A 19,148-nucleotide genomic window follows, 5' to 3' on the forward strand; every position below is an offset into this window, starting at 1 on the left:
AGTCCTGGTGGTTCATCTTGTCGGAAATTGTTGTGGTAGGGGCTGAGTTGCAGGATGTATCAACATTCTATTGAAATTATTAAGTTATACTTTATGAAGTATTTTATCCCATTGCTATTTACGGACCGTTAGGATTGTTGAACGGATTCCACACTTCGTCATGCGAAGCCATCCGCAAAGAAAAAGGGCGGTCTGGAAGCCGCCCCAAGACAAATCAGTTGATTTTGCCCGTCACCCGGATGGCTATAGGTCCTCTCGCCGTCGCCAGGTTATTTATTGTTTGATGATCCTGACTTTACAGGTATCAATATGGTCACCTTTATAGTGATTCCAGGTCCCTAAAATTTTCTTATTTCCTGTCACCTTGCAGGTGAAAATTGTAAAATCGCAATCATACGCCCCACGCAAGATTGCGGTAAGTGTTCCGTCAGTCGAGACATTTCCGGTGAGAGGGTATGACTCAAACCTGCCATAAAAATTCCCGGTCTTCGGGTCCTGGTAACTGATATTGAGAGTACCGATATAAGCCCCCGTGGAAAATTGATCCGTCGACTCATCCCAGGTAACACAGTTGATCGAAACATTCCATTTTCCTTTTATAACAGGGTACGTGGCACCAACCGCCATACCGGATGTCAACAGCATCAATGCTGAAAACAACACCATCGCCGTTCCGAGCCTTTTACTCATGGGTGTCTCCTTCTTTATTCAGGGCACTATTCCGTTAAAATCCTTTATTACTGCCGGATTCAAAGCTCTCGAATTCGTTGTCTGGGACTATCCCTGATGCCTGACACCCGATTATCCTAATTTTTTAAGGGTATTGGCCTGAAAATTCTTCTGATGGTTTTGTTCATTGCCCCAAAGCGTTACTGACGATCTGGGAGTGTGCTGGAATCGACCACATGAAGATGGCAATTTTTGTACTTTTAACATTTTCTAAAACATCCGTACGAAAAAATTCTCAGCAATGCTCATTTTGAAAAGCGAATCCTCCCTTCAATTCCCTCCCCATCGAGGGGGAACTGAGAGGGGTATTCCAAAGTCCACAGGTGGTTTCTGGATAGGTTCTAAGCCACACAACTTTCCAGCAATGTATTGGTGCAGATGGCTATTTGCCCAAGACAGCGTCAGCAATCTCCATTATTGAAAGACCATAACGGTTTTTCAATAATGGAGCAAAATAATGCGAAATCCGTTTTATCTTCATGAAGTTCCGGTTGATGCTCCCTTCTGTGAATTGCCTGCCCGTTTGTCAGGTGTCAGTAATCGTATTTCCAGTTGACTCCCAGGCCGGTGGTGGCATCGGAACCAGCCTCGCCCGTGATGGTGATATTGGGAGTGATCTCGACTTCCACCCGCGCTTTTCCGGCCTGTCCGCTCACATCCTTCTGGACGTCCACGTAGATGTCTTCCGTCAGGTATTTCCCTATGCCTACCGCAGCGGCGCTTTCACCCTCGGCCTCCCGTATGTCGAGCTGGTCCAGGCCCAGGATCTTCCGGCTGCGGCCCATGAAATCGAGGGTATTTCCCCCGGTGGAAAGGGTTTCCGCCGCCTTGGCAAGTTTCAGCGCCTGGACGGGGGTGACGTTGGAGAGGCTCCGCCCGAAGAGAATTCTTGCGAGGATCTCATCCTTGGGAAGGTAGGGATCGGATTCCAGTTCGATCTTCGGAGAGGAGACGAGCCCCGAAATGAGAAGGCGCGCCGTGATGTCCTTCGCCTGCGCCTCCGCCGTCACTTCCAGGTAGGGGGACGGAGGAGAGGTCCCGTCGAACTGGATGGTTCCCTTCACCAGCTTGAAGCGCTTGTCCAGAAAATCGAAATATCCTCGTATCACGTTGAGATTCCCGATAATGACCGGGGCATCGGCGGAGCCCTCGATGCGCAGATTGCCTCCCCATTCCGAATCGAGCCCCCGGCCCCGCACAAAAATGCGGCCGGGAAGAACGACGCGCAGATTGAGTCCCAGTTTGAAGGGAGGAGGCGCGATTTCGGGTTTCCCCTCGTGTTTCATCTCTACCGGTCCATGGATTTCAATGACATCGAGCCTGGTCAATTCCGGCGGCAGGCTCTTGGGCAGATTGATCTGAGCCGGCGCCACCTCGAGGTTCCCCCCCAGCGCCACATTCCGGCTGGACCCTGCGAGGTCCAGGCCTCCCCGCACAGTTCCCGTCACGTCTTCACGGCGCACCAGGGTGGCATCCGTAAAAGTGATTTCCACCTTGAAAGGAAAGTCCTTTTCAGGGTCGAGCTCCAGTCCCCCCGTTGCCGAGATTTTTCCCGCTCCGCTGTCGGTGGCGGTCAGGTTTTCGATGTCGAGCCGTTTTCCCCTGGCGACGACTTTCGCGGAGAGATTGCTCAAAACCGTCCCCGTCGCCTGGTTCTCGTAGTGGCCCTTCTCGACGACCGCATCACCGGAGACTCCGGGTTCCGACACCGTTCCCCCGATGTCCATGTGGGCGGTCAAATTTCCAGCCAGCTTCTGCCCTTCCTGGGGCACGAATTGCATGAGCCTCGCCAGGTCGGCCTCGGCGTCCAGGCTGCCCTGAAGCGGACTCGATGGAGAGACTTCAAAGGCAAAGGGATCCAGTGAAAAACGGGCAGGAACCGCCAAGGCGGCTTTCGCCGGCTTCTTGACCGGCCCTTCCAGTTGGGCTTCCGCCTTCAACCGACCTCCCTCCAGGGAACCCTCTACGGTCAAGGTCGCCGGAGGGACATTTTGAAGGGACGACTTACCCGATCGAATGTCGGTAAGACGCAGATTCATGCGTGTGACGGGCCTTGCGGGATCTCCTGCCAGCTGGAGGCGTCCGGCCCCGGTCCCCGAGAGATCGGGCACTCCGAAAAGAGCCAGCATTTCCAGGGGAAACCGGTCCAGTTCGGCGTCCAGGTCCACTTTCTTCGGCCCGAGTCCGCCTGAAGCCTGCAGGCTTCCCTTTCCAAACTTCAGGGCGAGCTTCTCGAAGGAAAGGCCCTGGGGGGATCGATCGAGCAGAAAAGGCTGCTGGAGATTCACGGGATATTTTCCGAAATTTCCGCTGAATGTCTTCAGCTGAACGCGGTCCGTCGTATTCACCCGCCCCCATTGCCCCTCTGTTTTGAAATCGAAATCCTGGACCGCATGTCCCCTGGCTTTCGCCTCGAGCCGCACCCCCTTCCCGTCGCCGGCCGCTTGCAGGTCGAAGCTGCGCAAGGCAAGGCCGCCGCTTTGGAATCCCTTGATCTGCGCGTCGGCAGATCCGCGGGGGGCTCGAAGAACGTTCTTGAGGTCCGCCTCCAGGGAAAGCTGCTCGGTATTGCCAAAGGACGATGCGATGCCTTTTCCCTTGAGGGTCGCCTTGACGTCCTGTTCTTCCCTGGCGTGGGAAAGGCGAACATTGAATTCCACGCTTCCCCCCATGGATTGTCCGAGAAAGCGGCCGAGCTCGCCCAGGTTTTTGAACCGGCCGTCCAATGTGCCCTCGAGAAGCGTCTTGTCGAGGACCGCCTTGAGATCCCCTTCCACCTTGCCGCCGGGGGCTTCCATGCGAAGGGAAGCCAGTTTCAGATTCTTGTTTTCAAGGGAAAAACCGGTGGATGCTTTCAGGACGCCCTTTCCCTGTTTCACTTCCAGGAGAAAGTCTCCCGTGGGAGACCGGGGTACACCACGGGCATGAAGATCCGATACGATCCGCTCGAATTTGCTCTTTTCCCAGGCGATATTCTTTCCGCGCAAGGAAACGGCAAGTTCCAGGGCATCGAAGCTCCCCTTCACATCCCCTTCCGCCTCCACGCTACCCGCCATGGACTTTTTCAGGGCCGTTCCGACCGGTTTCAGCTCGGGCAGGGAAAGCTTCCAGTTTCCCTTCATGGCCTTCCCGGAAAGGTCCACGGCCGCTTCGCTCGTAAGGCGCACCCCCTGCCCTTCCAGCCGGAATGCGGAAACCTGGAGATCCCTTCGTTCCTTGAGGGCGACATCGCCCGTCACCGTGACCTTCGGACCGAGCAGGACCGTCAAGGCGGGAGGCAGCCCTTCCACGCGGGTCAGCTCTCCATCGACATGCGCCGTCGCGGAACCCGTTCGCCCCTCCCCCTTCACCTGGACTTTCAGAGCCAGGGCGCCGGGATGCTCCTCTCCGAGAAGAGCCGTCAGCATCCTCAAGTCCTTGATTTCAAGCTTCGTCTCGAGATCACCGCTCAGTTTCGCGGGGTCGAAATCTCCCGCCACTTTAAGGGAATGCTGATCGCCTTCGATTTCGAACCGGTGAACGGCGATGCTCCCTTTAAAGGGCACCCCCAGGTCCAGGGACCAGGAGAGGGACGTTTCGGGGAGTTTCTTTTCCCTGGGAACTAGAATTTGCTTCGCACTGCCCGATCCGCTGATGCGCAGGCCGGTTAAAGAAGAGGCTTTGGAATCGAGGGATTCGAACTTGAGGTCGGTCAGCACCTGTTCGATCCGCACCTGATCTGTTTGCAGCTTTTTGAAATCGAGAAGGATATTCCCCTGGGGCTGTTGCAGGGTCCCGGCGACACGCATTTGAATCCCCGCGGCTCCGGCAAGGGGAATGCCGGCCAGGGGCGCCAGCACCTTGAGGTCTCCCACTCCGAGCGAGAAATCACTCTGCACCGCCTGGGATTTGAGATCCAGCTTCCCCGTCCCCTGCAGCCTGTAGGAGGCGCTCTGCAGGTCCACCCTGTTCAGGGCCACGGATTCGCCCGATACGAAATGGAGCGTGATGCCGAAACGATTTTCCGCTCCCAGGAGCGGGGCCAGGGAGGGAGGCAGAAAAGAGGGAACCACTTCGCCCTTTCCATCGAGATCCAAGGTGATATCCTTCAGCATCCCGAGGTGAACGTTCATATTGATGGACCCATACTTCCCCACGCTTCCGGAAAGGGTTCCCTTCCAGGCCGAAAGCGGACCTTTTCCGCGCAGGGCCAGTTGGAGCTCTCCAGCCTCTTTCAGGTTCAAAACCCCGGCCAGCCATCCGTTGGGAGCTTCATGGAGTTCTCCCTCGACGACCAGCTCGGGCGGGTTTCCCTTCAAAGTGGCCACGAGATCGAGCCGGGTTTCCGGTCCCTCGTCGGTGCGTCCTGCATGAAGGGATGCCGTGAGCCCCCCGCCGTCCCCGGCTTTGAGCACGTCACCCTTCAGACGGAAAACGCCGCTTCTGCCGAGAACCGGCTCGCCCAGGGCAAGCTGCTCGACATTCAAGTGCTCCACCACCACAGGGGGCAGTTTTTCAGGCAGCGTGAAGGGCCGGGACTCCTTGGGCTTCTCGGGAGCGGAGGGCGGCAAACGATCGACTTTGATCAGGGATGCGCCCAGCTCCTCGATTCGCAGCTTTCCCGTCAAGAGGGCCAGGGGAGACCAGTTCAAGACGATATTTTCGCCCATGAGCCACATCCCTTGGGCATCGCTCACCACCACGCGCCCCAGGCGCATTCGGAACGGGACGACACCCTCCAGGTTTTCCAGGACCACCTTCTGTTCGGGTTCCCTGCTGAGAAGACTCGAAAGCTTTGCCGTGACTTCCTTCCGGGCAAAATCGGTTTGAATCACGAGAAACGAGGCGCAAAGAAGCAGAAGGATCGCTCCCAGCACTCCGGCCACTCCGATGACCACCCACTGTCGTCTTGTTTTTTCGGTCATGACTTAAAATGCCTGTCCCAAGCTGATGTAAACTTGAAAAGGATCATCCAGATCTTCACGACGGTTGAGAGGGACTCCCACATCCACGCGCAGCGGTCCGATGGGTGTAAAATATCGCACACCGGCACCCGTCCCCCACCTCAGGCTCGTACTGAAGTCGGGATAGACCGAATCAAACGCGCTGCCCCCGTCCAGAAAGGCCACAAGGCCGATGGATTTTGTCACCTTGAGCCGGAATTCCGCACTCAGCTCCACCAGGGAACGCCCCCCGATCGGCTCTCCATCCAGCAGGGGGCTCACCGTCTGGTAGGGATAACCTCGGATGGATCCGCCCCCACCCGCATAAAACCGGATATCGGCAGGGATGGAATCCCGGTCGGTTCCCCCCATGCTCCCCACGGCGCCGCGGCCGGCAAACAGAAGAAAGGGATGCTCCAGCAAAATGAAATAACGGCTGTAGCTGGCATAGGTCCTGAAGAAAGTCACGTTTGAACCCAGCATGTCGTAGTAAGGGGAAGCCTGCAGCCGCAAACGCCCCCCACGGGTTGGATCCAGCAGGTTGTCGCTGGTGTCCCAGTCGAATTGCCCGGGGAATGAAAGGAGCGCGAAATTCTGCTGATCCTCCGTTGTCTGATCCACACGGGAAAGCCTGAAACCCGGACCGGCGCCGATTTTCATGCCACGCATCAATTCCCTCTGTACAATGAGGGAAGTCTCGAGGTTGTTGCTGGTAAAGGCATCTGTATCATCCCTCGCCACTCGCAAGTTGGCGTTGAGGGATTGGTCCGGCCTCATGAAATCAGCCTTCTGGAACGTATTGTCCAAAGCGAGGACCAGGCTCGAAATCGTCAAGGCCGTCTTGAATTTTTCGCCCTGGTGAAAAAGGTTGCGGTTTTCCCAGGAAGCGGTCACACCAGCGCCCTCATCGGTTGCATAACTGACCCCCACTCGAACACTGCGATGCTTTCTCTCTTTGAGCTCGATGCTTATGGGAAGTTCGCCGTCGGCATCCAGGGCCTCGGCGTGCTTGATGAGAATGAGAGAAAAAAGCCGGGTTTCCGTATAACGCTTTCGAGCCTCCACGAAGAGGTCCCCATTGAAACGGTCTCCCTGCTTCCAGGGAAGCTTTCGCCTGATGAAGCCCTCTTCCACCGATTCCAGCCCCTTTATATCCGTGGCCCCAAAATGTGCCAGGGGACCGAGCTCCATGCGATACGTCACCAGAACCCCTTCCACACTGTGGTCCACCACCACTCTGCGTTCCATGATTTTGGCGAAGGGATAGCCCTGGGCCTGCATTTTCCTGAGGATCAGGTCCTGGGCATCGAGAATGCGCCGGGCGTTGGAAGGTTGCCCCACCTCAAGGTTAAGCTCCGCGGCGCTCGGCACCTTTACGGTCTCAGGAAAGGGCTCACCGCTCTCTTGAACGATATCGACCGACTTCAGAAGGTAGGGGGGGCCTGTTTGAATATGAAACCTTACCTGGACGGGTTCACTCTTCTCATCGATCTCCACATCGATCTGGGCCGCATAGTACCCCCGGGAACGAAGGGCCTGGCGGAAAAGTTCAATATCATCGCTGGTTCTCCGCTTGAGAAGATAGAGAGTGGCGGGCGGTTCATCCTGCTTGGCGAAAGTGTTGGAAAGCGCCTTCAATATTCCCTGTAGGCCCTTGTCGGCCACCCCCTCGAGAGTGACCTCATAAGGCACTCCCGATTCTCCAAGGGAGGTTCCGGCAGGCATGAAAACACTCAGAATGCCCCAGCACAAAAGGACCAGCCATTTCATCGGATAGCATTTTGCGGCGGTCTTCAAAGCCACTCCTCCTCCAGGGTGATGACAAAAAGAACAATTCCGTGTATTTTATGATTCAGTTGTTCGCAGCGGGAATGAGCTTTTAACGGTCATGATACTGGAACACATCGGCTTATTCAAGCTTAAGGATCACACTGAGCGCAAGCCGGTCCCCCTTCCCCCCCGGCCCTCTCCCAAGGGAATGGGGGAAACTTGGGGAGAGGAGGTGAAAATACGGCATGTCGGAAAAAAGATTAAATATATTCAGATGCATAACCATCACATCCCTTCTTTTGGGGTTTCTTTCATTTTCCACTGTATCGGCCCAGACACAAGCTATGGAAAATGCCGCACAAGGGGAACAGGGTGAACCGAAACAGGAAAAGCCCACGGTCCTCGATCAACTCAAAGAACTGTCTTCGGAAACAACCGCTCCTATAAAGACGGAAAAAATCGACAAAGCGGGAGAGAAAATCAGCGATCACATTGAAAAAATAGAGAAGGAAGCTTCTTCCCGTTGGGGGGACTGGATCGATGCCGAACTGTTTTGGGGAATCACCTGGCTCAAGCTGGGTTTCTGCCTTTCCATACTCTTCTCTGTGTTTGTTTTCGAACGCCTGCTGCACTTTTTCATAAAGCGCAGGCTGAAGAAACAGTCGGATGAAGCCGCTCCCCCCACATGGCACACCATCCTCCTGAGGGGTATTTCAAAACCCCTTTCCCTCTTCATTTGGGTTTACGGAACCTATGGCGCCTTATCCCCCTTGTTTTCTCATTTCGCCAAACCGGGTGCCCTGCAGCTTTTCCACAATATCGCCAAATGGTGCGCAGACCTCGGGGGCACCATCGCTGCCCTGTGGGCCATCTATCGGCTGTTGCATCTCGTGGATTTTCAAGTCACCCGGTGGGCACGATCAAAGCAGGGCCTGTTCGGAAGTGGAATGATCGCCTTTTCGAAATGCAGTCGTGCTCCCGTAAAGATGCTCATTTTTCTCATCTTCTTTCGGTTGGCCGTCCCCTTTTTCGGCCCGGGGGAAGTCCTTCAAACGATCATCGGGCAGGTCTTCAGCCTGCTTCTCATTGCGGCGGTCGCATGGCTGATCATCGAAGGGACATGCGCCCTGGAAGATGTCCTCCTCGGGTACTACAAGATGGACGTCAGCGACAATCTCGCGGCAAGAAAAGTTCATACCCAGGTGCGCTTTCTCAGGCGACTCACCGTTGCATTGACGGTCATCCTCGCAGGAGCCTCCATGCTTATGGTCTTTGAAAAAGTAAGACAACTCGGTGCCGGCATCCTGGCTTCCGCGGGTATTTTGGGTATCGTCGTCGGTCTGGCTGCGCAACGGTCCATCGCGAACCTCCTCGTAGGGCTGCAGGTAGCCATCACCCAACCCATTCGCCTGGACGACGTGGTGATCGTCGAAAATGAGTGGGGCCGCGTGGAGGAAATCACGACGACCTATGTCGTTGTCAAGATATGGGACCTGAGGCGGTTGATTGTCCCCATCACCTACTTTACGGAAAAACCGTTCCAAAATTGGACAAGGGTCTCGGCGGAACTACTCGGCACGGTTTTTCTTTACGTGGACTACACGGTACCCGTCGAAGCCGTGCGCCGGGAGCTGCACGGAGTACTCGAAGCATCGGAGTTTTGGAACGGCAAGGCATGGGGACTTCAAGTGACCAACACCACCCCCCAGGCGATGGAGCTTCGCCTGCTCATGAGCGCCGACGACGCCTCCGCGGCCTGGAGCCTGCGCTGTGAAGTGAGAGAAAAGATGATCACTTTCGTTCAACAGAACTTTCCGGAGAGCCTTCCCAAAATTCGAGCCGAATTCCGACAGGAGAAAACGGGAGAAGCGCCACCCTTTCTGGAAGAAGCGAGAGGGGATGTCTCCCCTGTCTAACTTGACATTGCCGGATTTCATCTGAACCCTGGAGACACGGAGGGCACAGAGAAAGACTTTCAAATGAAATCCTTGTGTCCTCCGTGTCTTCAAGTGGGACTTCAAAACCTTCCAGACGGAGTGACGGCTTTTACCGGGTCGCATCAGTACATCGACACGTCCCATCCTCCCCCCAGGGCCTTGAAAAGGGCCACCAGGTTGCTGGAAACGATCTGTTCGCTTTGGGCCAGGCTGTCCTGGGTTTGAAAAAGAGACCTCTCGTTCACCAGCACATTGAGAAAATCCACCAATCCGCCGGAATAGAGCTCGTTGGAAATATCCACCGCGAGGCGGGTCGCATCCACCGACTCCTTCAGGAAACGGCGCGTCTTCTGTTCCTTGGCGTATGCCACCAGTGCGTCTTCGACATCTTTCAGGGCATTGAGGACCGTCTGCTCATACCGCTCGGCGGCCTGCTCCTGCCGCGCGTTCTCCACGCGGATATTGGCCCGGATACGCCCCCCGCTGAAAACGGGCCAGGAAATGGTGGGACCAAAAGACCAGAAGCGGCTTTCAGGAAGCGCTATATCCGAAAAATTCACACTCTGCTGCCCGACAGACCCCGTGAGAAAAAATTTCGGGAAGAGATCCGCCGTGGCGACGCCGATGCGAGCGGTTGCCGCCGCCAGTTCCCGTTCCGCCTTGCGCACATCGGGCCTGCGCCGCAGCAGTTCCGAGGGAAGGCCAACGGGCACCTCCGGCGGACCGGTGGGAACGGGAGCCTCTGTCAGCAGTTCATCGAGCAGCGCGCCCGGTTCCCTGCCGAGCAGCACCCCGATCTGGTGAATAGCCTGCCTTGCGGAACTCTCCAGCCTGGGGATTTCGGATTCGGTGACCGCCAGTTGAGCCCTGGCCTGTGTCACATCCAGTTGACTGCTGAGCCCGGCGGCAAAGCGCTCCTGAGTGAGCTCCAGCGTTTTGCGCTGCGAATCGATGTTTTCGGAGGCGATGGCGATGCGAAGCTGGTCTCCCCGCAACTGGATATAGTTTCGAGCCACTTCCGCAAGCAACGAAACTAGGACGTCGTGGAGGTTTTCCTCCGAAGCGCCGATATCCGCTTCAGCCGCTTCCACCGATCTGCGGATTCCCCCGAATATATCGATTTCCCAGCTGGCGTCGAAACCCGCATCGAAAAGGTCCTGTTCATTGTTTCCGCCCGTATTCCCGGCCTGGAATGCCGATGCGGAGGGAGATTGGTTTTCACTGCGCCGAATGCGTGTATACGAACCCGAGGCGGTGATCTGGGGATAGGCATCGGCGGCAACTACGCCTCTGAAGGCCCGAGCCTCACGCACGCGCGCCTCGGCCACCTTCAGGTCCTTGTTGGACTGGATGGCCTGTTCGATGAGCCCATCCAGTCTGGGATCCTTGAAAATGGTCCACCACCTGGAAAGATCCACCGGTTCCGGAGCGGCTTCCCCCTGCGACACTTCACTGAATTTCTCGGGCACCTCCATCTTTGGTTCAACGTAGTTCGGCCCCACCGTGCATCCAATGGATACGAGCAGACTCCAGACAACCAGCAATGCCGGCAATATTCGCCTCAACGGTAACAAACCTCCCATCATATTCAACAACTCCACTCAAATTTCTTCCCACTTGTTGAATCCACAGCCGTTGAATCCAATAAAGCCACCATCGTGGCTCAAAAAAGGAGAAGCTCACAAAAGTCATCTCATTCATTGACACCCTTGGGGAAACATATCCTTTGCGGAGCGAAATTCAAAAGGTGATCATTATATTCTGCACGGATGAAATCAAAAGTCTTAATTCGATGGATTCGCAAAAAGCCGTCACCCCGGTTTTCACCGGAATGGCGAAATAACACCTTTCGGGAGTTTTTGCGAGAGCATCCATTTCATCCGTGCAGCGAGTATACACAGATGTCGCGGAATGGTTGAGAGGCAGCCGCTGTTGCATAGGGTATATCCCGCATGGTACGATTGTTCCCGGCGCATCCGGAATGCAATGGAAGTGTTTCTCCCCCTACCCATCCAGAAAAGGACAACATCCCTTGGAATGCATTCTTCTTGGAACAGGAGGCATGATGCCCATGCCTTACCGCCTGCTCGCATCGATGGCGGCAAGGATCGACGGCCGCATTTATCTTTTTGATGCCGGAGAAGGTACGCAGCTGGGTTGGAAAAAAGCCCGCCTGGGATACCGTGGTCTGCACGTCATCGCCGTAACTCACCTTCATGCCGACCACTGCCTCGGAATCCCCGGCCTCATGATGCTCCGGTCGCAGATGGATTCCCCTCCCCCTCTCACCATCATCGGCCCTCCCGGGATCGAGGAATTCATCCAGCTGAACCGGAAAGCCCTCGAGTTTCATGTCAACTATCCCGTCCTGTTTGTGGAATGGAACGAGGACGCACCGGAAATGGCTTACGAGGACGAAGCGGTCCGCATTTTCTGGCATCCCCTTCAACACACCCGTTTCTGCCTGGGATACCGGCTGGAGGAACGGGACCGGCCGGGCAAGTTCAATGCTCGACGCGCCGAGTCCCTGGGAATTCCCCAGGGACCCCTTTGGGGAAAACTGCAGCGTGGAGAAACCGTTCTGACTGAAACGGGAAAAGAAATTTCACCGGAACAAGTCCTGGGGCCGCCGCGACCGGGAAGACGTTTGGCTTATGTGGTGGATACCCTTCCCGTCAAAGGCATCTACCGGCTCTGTAAAGATACCGATATTGCGTTCATGGAAGGGATGTTCCTGCCCGAGGACGCTCAGCACGCCGATGCCAAAGGCCACATGACTGTGACGGATGCGGCACGCATTGCCGGACGGGCGGGAGTGAAACAAGCCGTGTTGACGCACATCAGCCCGCGTTACCATGACGAAGATCTCGAACGTCTCGAAGCCGCCGCCAAGGAACGCTTCGAAAAGGTGAGCATCGGCAGGGACCTCGACACTTACTCCGTCGCCCTGAAACCCTGAGCACCAACACGGGCCGTCCCAAGGGGGACAGCAATTCTCATTCCGGATGGTCTTCATGATGCTGTCATTTCCGACATCCCCCTCAATCCCCCTTCAAAGGGGAACTTTACCGGGGGCATGGGGGGTGTTCACTTTTCAAAATGAGAACCGCTGCAAGGTGGAGGGTGGAAGAGATTGTAAAAACAATGTAAAATCGTTATTTATAAAGATAAACGAGCTTACGGAAACAGAGGAGAAAATCATGACGCAAAAGGGTCGTTTCGGTAAGTATGGAGACTTGAAGCGAAAAGAGAAAATTCGTCAGAACAGGATCTTCCAGGCTGAACATCGGACGCACTTTCTCAAACTGGAACGGTCCGGCATGACTGAAAAATCAAAAACAGGAGGCCACAATAAATAGGGTACACATGGAAACACAAGAAGAAGATATAGAACAAAAGAAAAAACGGGCCAATGTAACGGTTCGACAAATGGGAATCGACGATCTGGCAGCCGTTTTTCACCTGGGTGAGAGGCTCTTCACGGCCAAGGAAATTCCGAACCTCTATCGAACCTGGGATGAATACGAAGTCATATCGCTCTTTCAGACGGACTCGGAGTTTTGCCTGGTAGCGGAATCTGAAGATGAAGAAATCGTCGGATTCGCTCTCGGCACCACCGTGACCAAGAGCCACTCTGCCTGGAAGTATGGCTACCTTGTCTGGATGGGCATCGATCCCGACTACCACGGGCTGGGAGTAGCCTCGAAGCTCTTCAACCGGTTCCGGGATATGATGCTGGAAGAAGGCGTGCGCATGCTCCTGGTGGATTCCGAGGCGGACAACCTGCCCGCACTTCAATTTTTCCGCAAGATGGGCTTCAGGCACCCTCAGGAACACATTTACCTCGCCCTGAACCTGGACCCTCTGAAACAGCAGAGAGAAAAGAAAACCTTCGGGCGGACACTGCCCCGCTATAGAATGGACGAAGACGATTGAGCATGAAGACAACGGACACCCCCATCCAGCCTCAACGGGTAAGGCAGCTCCTCCGGGACATGATCGATATTTACAGTCCTTCGGGCAAGGAAGAAGAGCTGCTCGAGTTCCTCCTCGATTACCTGAAACAGCGCGGCATTCCCGTGACCCTTCAGACCGTTGACGAGAACCGATACAATATCCTGGCAATGCCTGCGGAAATGGAGCCCCGCCTGGCGATGATCGGCCACGTGGATACGGTGGTGGCCTACGATTTCGACCACTATGGATTTACAGAAGAGGGCGACAGGATCATCGGATTGGGGGCGGCCGACATGAAGGGGGGGTGCGCCGCCATGATCGAAGCTTTCCTGACATTCTGGGAAAAAGGCTACTCACTGGCCCCTGTAGCCTTGGCCCTGGTAGTTGGGGAGGAGGAGGAAGGGGACGGCGCCATGAAGCTGGTCAAGGATTTTCATTTTCCGCGGGCCCTCATTGGGGAACCCACCAACCTGCAGCCCTGCCTCAGCCATTACGGCTACATGGAAGTCCAGGTCAACACCGAGGGAAAACGCATGCATGCCTCCCTGGCCAACCCGGGGCAAAACCCCATCGAGAACATGCTCAAGCTGCTCCTCAAGCTATCGCATTACATGGCGGCGGAACGCCCGGAAATCGTTTACAACATCAGGGAGCTCTCCAATTCCCAGGCGGGTTTCGCCGTGCCCGAAGCCTGTGAAGCCTGGATCGATCTTCATCTCCCCCCCTCCGCCCCCCTGGGGGAAATTACCCTCGAGATCGAAGAGATTCTCATGCGGGAGCGCCAGGAAAACCCGGACTTCAACGGCACCCTTCGTTTCACGACGATTCATGCGGGCTACGAGCTTCCTGAAAAAGGTCCCCTGGTGCAATCCCTGAAAGAAATCTACGCCAGGCATTCCCTCCCCTGGAAACCTGAGGCCTTCCGCAGCCATTCCGACGCCAACCTGCTCTGGGCGGCGGGAGTCAAACCGATCCTCATGGGGCCGGGACAACTCGAAAAGGCGCATGCCCGCGACGAGGATGTCTCCTTTGAACAGGTTCTCACGGCTTGTGAGATCTACTACGACCTGCTCGTTTCCATCTCGAGCTGAGGCCCCCATACGGTAGCGCCGCCTTCCACGGCGGCGAACTTATTTCCCGCTCTCTGCGGTCCCGGCAACGGCGCTTTTGATGAACGCGGTCACATCCGCCGAGAGTTTTTCCAGGACCGGAGTTTGCGTGTAAAGCATGTGGCCTCCCTCATAGTATCCGATGGAAATGTTCTTTTGTAATTCCGCATCCAATCCCAAATGGCTCAGGGAGTACCGGGACCCCATGTAAGGGGTGTCGAGATCATAGTATCCACATGCCGCAAACACTTTCATGCGTCTGCTTCGCGTGAGGACATTCTTGAGGGGTTCCAGAATGCTCACATACCCGCGGATGCGCGACCCCCAATCCCACTGGTCGTTCACTTCTTCGGACAAAAAGATATAGGGAAGGTCTGTTTCATACTTGAGCTCTTTTCTCACGTAGTCGTTCAAAGCCGCCACGTAAGGCCCCGTCGCCAGCGCCATGCCAGGATCGTTGAGGAAGTCCGTAGATTCCCCTTTACGGGTCAATCTGGCATCCAGCAAGCCGACGCTCAGGTTTTCATCACGGAGCAGCTCGTTCATGAAATCCGACCGATTGATTCGCAGGTTATGGTATCGAATAAAGCTTTTTTTGAGGCCGGTATATCGCTCCAGACCCTGGGCAATCTCTTCCCGCTCTTTTTCCTCGAGCGTATCACCTTGAACCAGGGCATGGAGATACTCTTTTCCCGCCCAGGCTTCGGCCCGGCTGAGAGCGTTTTGCAGATTTTCCTGAAGATCGGGGGAAAGCTTCTTGTGGTACCAGGCTGCAGCCGTATAAGAAGGCAAAAAAGTCACATAAGGCAGGTCGTTGCCGGGAGAATAGGAGAAGGCCTGAAAATCCAGGGCGAGGGAAATAAGCACCAGGCCATTGAAATCCATTCCGAAATTTTCATAAAGATAGTCTGCAAGCCCCACCGCTCTGTAGGTGCCATAACTTTCCCCGGCAAGGAATTTGGGCGACAGCCACCGCCCGTACCGGGTCGTATAAAGCCGGATGAAGTCTCCCACCCATTGAATGTCCTCCTTGAGGCCGTAAAACTGTTTGCCCGCTTCTCCCTGAGCCGGCCGGCTGAAGCCGGTGCCGACGGGATCGATGAAGACCAGGTCCGTGGCGGGAAGCCAGGAATGGAAATTCTCCACGACCTTATAGGGTGGAAGAAGGGGAACATTCCCATCCTCCATGACGATCCGCCTGGGACCCACCGCTCCAAGGTGCAGCCAGACGGAAGAAGAGCCGGGCCCGCCATTGAAAACGAAAGTGATGGGGCGACCGGTTCCAACGTCCTTGCCATCCACAACATAGGCAATGAAAAAGAGATTCGCCTTCACCTTCCCTGTGCTGTCGTCCTTGAGGGGCATGCGGCCGGCCGTCGCGGTATAATTGAAAATTTTTCCGTCGATTTTCAAAGAATGCCGGGTAACGGAAGGTTCTTCCCGAGCAGATTCCTTGCCGGCTTCATCCGCTGCCGCATCCTGTGCCGGAGTCGGAGCTTTCTCCTGCGCCGCTTTCCGGTCCTGGGCAAATCCTGTAGCTGCCTGCAAAAGCAGCAGAACCGCCACGAACAAAGTCCCATACCGCATCTGCTCGCTCTCCTTTCGATCTCAAGCGTGATGGCTTCGTAAAAAGTCCCGGAAGACGTTATTTCGTCATTCCGGCGAAAACCGGAATCCAGTGTTTTTGATGGCTCACAAAACTCCTGGACCCCGGTTTTCACCGGGGTGACGACTTTTTACGAATCCATCAAGCGTTGCGATCAGTAGATCCTCAATTGTTGGCTCGACCGAAATGCGACTCCCAAATGTTCGTAAGCCAAACGGGTGGCAAGGCGTCCACGGGGGGTTTTGTTCAGGAATCCTTCCTGGATGAGGTAGGGTTCGTAAACATCTTCCAGGGTATCCCTTTCTTCGGAAACGGCCGCCGCCAGGGTTTCGATTCCCACAGGCCCCCCATCGTATTTTTCGATGATCGTGCTCAGGATTTTGCGGTCCATGCGGTCGAAGCCCCTTTCGTCCACATCGAGCATCTTGAGAGCCATATCGGCCACTTCGGGTGTCACCACGCCGTCGGCCCTCACTTCGGCATAGTCCCGCACACGCCGCAGCAGGCGGTTGGCAATGCGGGGCGTCCCTCTCGAGCGCCGGGCAATTTCAAGGGCTCCCTCCTCCTCGACACGAATCCCCAAAATGCGGGCGGAACGGATGAGAATGGTCTGGAGCTCCTCCACCTTGTAAAATTCCAGGCGAAGCAGCACTCCGAAGCGATCCCGCAGGGGCGGCGACAGCAAACCCGCGCGCGTCGTGGCTCCAACGAGGGTAAAAGGAGGCAGGTCCAGTTTGATGGTCCGCGCCGAAGGCCCCTGACCGATGATGATGTCCAGTTGGAAATCCTCCATGGCGGGATAGAGGATCTCTTCCACCACGTGGTTCAAGCGATGGATTTCATCGATAAAGAGGACGTCTCGCGCCTCCAGGTTGGTCAGGATGGCGGCCAGGTCTCCCGGGCGTTCGATGACCGGGCCCGAAGTGCTTCGCATGTTCACGCCCAGTTCGTTGCTGATGACCGTTGCAAGAGAAGTCTTTCCAAGACCCGGATGACCATGAAAAAGGACATGGTCCAGAGGCTGAGAACGCTGTTTGGCGGCTTCGATGAAAACCTTCAGATTTTCCTTCACCGACTTCTGGCCGATGTACTCATCCAGGCAGCGCGGGCGCAGACTGTTATCCAGCGGAAAATCCTCTTCCTTGTGTTCGGCTTCAACCACTCGATCGGTCATTTTTATACTCTTCCAAATCCTGGATGCAGGATTTCATTGTGCGACAACCGAAGTCAGGCCAGTATTCTCAGAGACTCTTTCAGGAGTTTTTCCAGGGGCGGATTTTCATCGAGTCTCTCCTGGGCTTTTCGCAGGGCCTTTTCAGCTTCCGCCGCACGGTAGCCGAGATTCACGAGTGCGCTGAACGCATCGGAATAGGCGCCGGCATCGGCTGACAAAAGGGCGGGCTTGACCTCCTCGGTCACCTTGATCTTCAGCTTGTCACGGAGCTCCAACAAAATGCGCTCGGCAATTTTTTTACCCACGCCGGGAATGTTTCGCAAGCGGAGGTGATCCTGCTGAAAGACCACCTGCCTCAGTTCGTCGGCGCTGATCCCGGAAAGGATATTGATCGCAAGACGCGGTCCCACTCCGTTGACGGTGGTGAGATGCAAAAACATCTCCTTTTCCTCCCCCGTACGGAAGCCGAAGAGCTGCAAGGCATCTTCACGAACATGGGTATGAATATTCATGGAAACGGTTTTCCCCAATTCGGGAAGATCGTAGAAAGTACTCAGGGGCACCTGCACCACATACCCCACTCCCTGTACATCGATGATGATATACTCCGGAGATTTGTATCGCAGTTTGCCTTCCAGATAACCGATCATAGAGTCCCCGGAAGCTTCCAGCGCACCCTGGAAGCATGAGTGTTGAGGTGGCAGACGGCCACCGCAAGGGCATCCGCGGCGTTGGATTCCAGAAGCTCACGCAACCCGAAAAGATACCCGATCATCTCCCCCACCTGGTCTTTTCCCGCCTTGCCGTATCCTACAACCGCCTGCTTGATTTGAAGCGCGCTGTATTCGTAGACGGGCAGGCCGACATTGACTCCCGCCAGAATGGCGGCGCCACGGGCCTGTCCCAGGCGCAGGGCGCTCTTCACGTTCTTGGCGAAAAACACATCCTCGATGGCCATGCAATGAGGCTGAACGTCCTGGATGATCGAAGAGAGCCGATCGTAGATCACTTTCAGACGTTCCGGAAATGGGAGCTTCGGGGGGATGCGAATCGTCCCGTTCTGAACGTGACGCAGCCGGTTCCCATCGCCTTCCACGATGCCATACCCCGTGAACCGGGATCCCGGGTCGATACCGATAGCGCGAACCATGGGCAACTTACAGGCAAGTGCTTTGAAAAAATGGAACTTCAGGCAATAGCATTGAGGATCTCATCCGGAATATCAAAATTGGCATAGGCATGCTGCACGTCGTCGTTGTCTTCCAGGGCATCCATGAGCTTGAGGATCTGCATGGCCGTCTTTTCATCCGAAATGGGAACGGTTGTCTGGGGCACCATGGTGATTTCGGCCAGTTCGTAGGTCATTCCCTTTTCGTCGAAAGCCTCTTTCACGGCATTGAAGTCTTCCAGGGAAGTTACGACTTCAAACTGGCTCTCCGCATCCCTGACATCTTCTGCACCGGCCTCCAGGGCCACTTCCATCAGTTCCTCTTCGGAAACGTTCTCCTTATTGAAGACGATGGTCCCCTTTTTGTCAAACATCCACGCCACACAACCCGCCTCACCCATGTTGCCTCCGTTACGGCTGAAAATATGCCGCACTTCACTGGCAGCACGGTTTCGGTTGTCCGTCAGGATCTCCAGAAGGATGGCCACTCCCGCGGGTCCATAGCCTTCGTAATTGATCTCCTCGTAATTGACGCCTTCCATCTCACCCGAGCCCTTCTTGATGGCCCGTTCAATGTTTTCTTTGGGCATATTTTCCGCTTTGGCTGCAAGCACCGCCGCCCTCAGCCGCGGATTGGCTCCCGGGTCTGCTCCTCCCATACGGGCGGCAACCATGATTTCCTTGATGAGCTTGGTGAAGATCTTTCCGCGCTTGGCATCTGCGGCGCCCTTCTTGTGGCGAATGGTGCTCCATTTGGAATGTCCCGACATAATATG

The 19,148-nt window shown here is 55.6% G+C and carries 14 protein-coding genes; 5 read left to right on the forward strand and 9 right to left on the reverse strand.

All coding sequences use genetic code 11. From position 1 onward, the window contains the following. Window positions 1-273: 273 nt before the first annotated feature. The 3 genes from QMG16_RS08645 to QMG16_RS08655 form a co-directional block, all read right to left on the reverse strand. Window positions 274-690, reverse strand: coding sequence for a hypothetical protein (locus QMG16_RS08645; protein ID WP_281793571.1), 417 nt, complete (start codon window positions 688-690; stop codon window positions 274-276). A gap of 572 nt (window positions 691-1,262) precedes the next feature. Then, window positions 1,263-5,633 (reverse strand): translocation/assembly module TamB domain-containing protein, encoded by a 4,371-nt coding sequence (locus QMG16_RS08650; protein ID WP_281793572.1) that lies wholly within the window; start codon window positions 5,631-5,633, stop codon window positions 1,263-1,265. Between the two features lie 3 nt (window positions 5,634-5,636). Continuing rightward, a complete protein-coding gene (locus QMG16_RS08655) occupies window positions 5,637-7,454 on the reverse strand; it encodes an autotransporter assembly complex protein TamA (RefSeq protein WP_281793573.1) in 1,818 nt (605 codons plus the stop codon). Between the two features lie 212 nt (window positions 7,455-7,666). Here QMG16_RS08655 and QMG16_RS08660 point away from each other — a divergent pair, with 212 nt between their 5' ends. Next, complete coding sequence (locus tag QMG16_RS08660) at window positions 7,667-9,337, forward strand: mechanosensitive ion channel family protein (RefSeq protein ID WP_281793574.1); 1,671 nt, start codon at window positions 7,667-7,669, stop codon at window positions 9,335-9,337. 143 nt (window positions 9,338-9,480) lie between these two features. Here QMG16_RS08660 and QMG16_RS08665 read toward each other — a convergent pair whose 3' ends face one another. Further along, on the reverse strand, window positions 9,481-10,944 hold the full coding sequence (locus QMG16_RS08665; protein WP_281793575.1) for an efflux transporter outer membrane subunit: 1,464 nt from the start codon (window positions 10,942-10,944) through the stop codon (window positions 9,481-9,483). Window positions 10,945-11,390: 446 nt separating this feature from the next. Here QMG16_RS08665 and rnz point away from each other — a divergent pair, with 446 nt between their 5' ends. The 4 genes from rnz (at window position 11,391) to QMG16_RS08685 (ending at window position 14,406) form a co-directional block, all read left to right on the forward strand. Then, window positions 11,391-12,317, forward strand: a complete 927-nt coding sequence (rnz, locus tag QMG16_RS08670; protein ID WP_281793576.1) for a ribonuclease Z — start codon at window positions 11,391-11,393, stop codon at window positions 12,315-12,317. Window positions 12,318-12,558: 241 nt separating this feature from the next. Next, window positions 12,559-12,717 (forward strand): hypothetical protein, encoded by a 159-nt coding sequence (locus tag QMG16_RS08675; RefSeq protein ID WP_281793577.1) that lies wholly within the window; start codon window positions 12,559-12,561, stop codon window positions 12,715-12,717. 7 nt (window positions 12,718-12,724) lie between these two features. Continuing rightward, window positions 12,725-13,294 (forward strand): GNAT family N-acetyltransferase, encoded by a 570-nt coding sequence (locus QMG16_RS08680; protein WP_281793578.1) that lies wholly within the window; start codon window positions 12,725-12,727, stop codon window positions 13,292-13,294. Between the two features lie 2 nt (window positions 13,295-13,296). Next, entirely contained in the window at window positions 13,297-14,406 is a 1,110-nt protein-coding gene (locus tag QMG16_RS08685) for a M20 family metallopeptidase (protein ID WP_281793579.1), read from the forward strand. A gap of 39 nt (window positions 14,407-14,445) precedes the next feature. Here the strand turns inward: QMG16_RS08685 and QMG16_RS08690 are convergent, their stop codons facing one another. From QMG16_RS08690 to QMG16_RS08710, 5 genes are all read right to left on the reverse strand, one after another. Further along, window positions 14,446-16,011 (reverse strand): S10 family peptidase, encoded by a 1,566-nt coding sequence (locus QMG16_RS08690; RefSeq protein WP_281793580.1) that lies wholly within the window; start codon window positions 16,009-16,011, stop codon window positions 14,446-14,448. Between the two features lie 173 nt (window positions 16,012-16,184). Continuing rightward, window positions 16,185-17,204, reverse strand: a complete 1,020-nt coding sequence (gene ruvB / locus QMG16_RS08695) for a Holliday junction branch migration DNA helicase RuvB (protein WP_281793581.1) — start codon at window positions 17,202-17,204, stop codon at window positions 16,185-16,187. 53 nt (window positions 17,205-17,257) lie between these two features. Next, the gene (gene ruvA / locus QMG16_RS08700; protein ID WP_281793582.1) at window positions 17,258-17,854 is read right to left on the reverse strand and encodes a Holliday junction branch migration protein RuvA; all 597 of its coding nucleotides are present in this window, start codon (window positions 17,852-17,854) and stop codon (window positions 17,258-17,260) included. Beyond that, window positions 17,851-18,354 (reverse strand): crossover junction endodeoxyribonuclease RuvC, encoded by a 504-nt coding sequence (ruvC, locus tag QMG16_RS08705; protein ID WP_281797065.1) that lies wholly within the window; start codon window positions 18,352-18,354, stop codon window positions 17,851-17,853. The genes ruvA and ruvC overlap by 4 nt, the downstream gene beginning before the upstream one ends. 38 nt (window positions 18,355-18,392) lie before the next feature. Then, entirely contained in the window at window positions 18,393-19,142 is a 750-nt protein-coding gene (locus QMG16_RS08710) for a YebC/PmpR family DNA-binding transcriptional regulator (protein ID WP_281793583.1), read from the reverse strand. Window positions 19,143-19,148 lie beyond the last annotated feature (6 nt).

It is taken from the genome of Desulforhabdus amnigena (assembly GCF_027925305.1).
In the GTDB taxonomy this organism is placed as follows: domain Bacteria; phylum Desulfobacterota; class Syntrophobacteria; order Syntrophobacterales; family Syntrophobacteraceae; genus Desulforhabdus; species Desulforhabdus amnigena.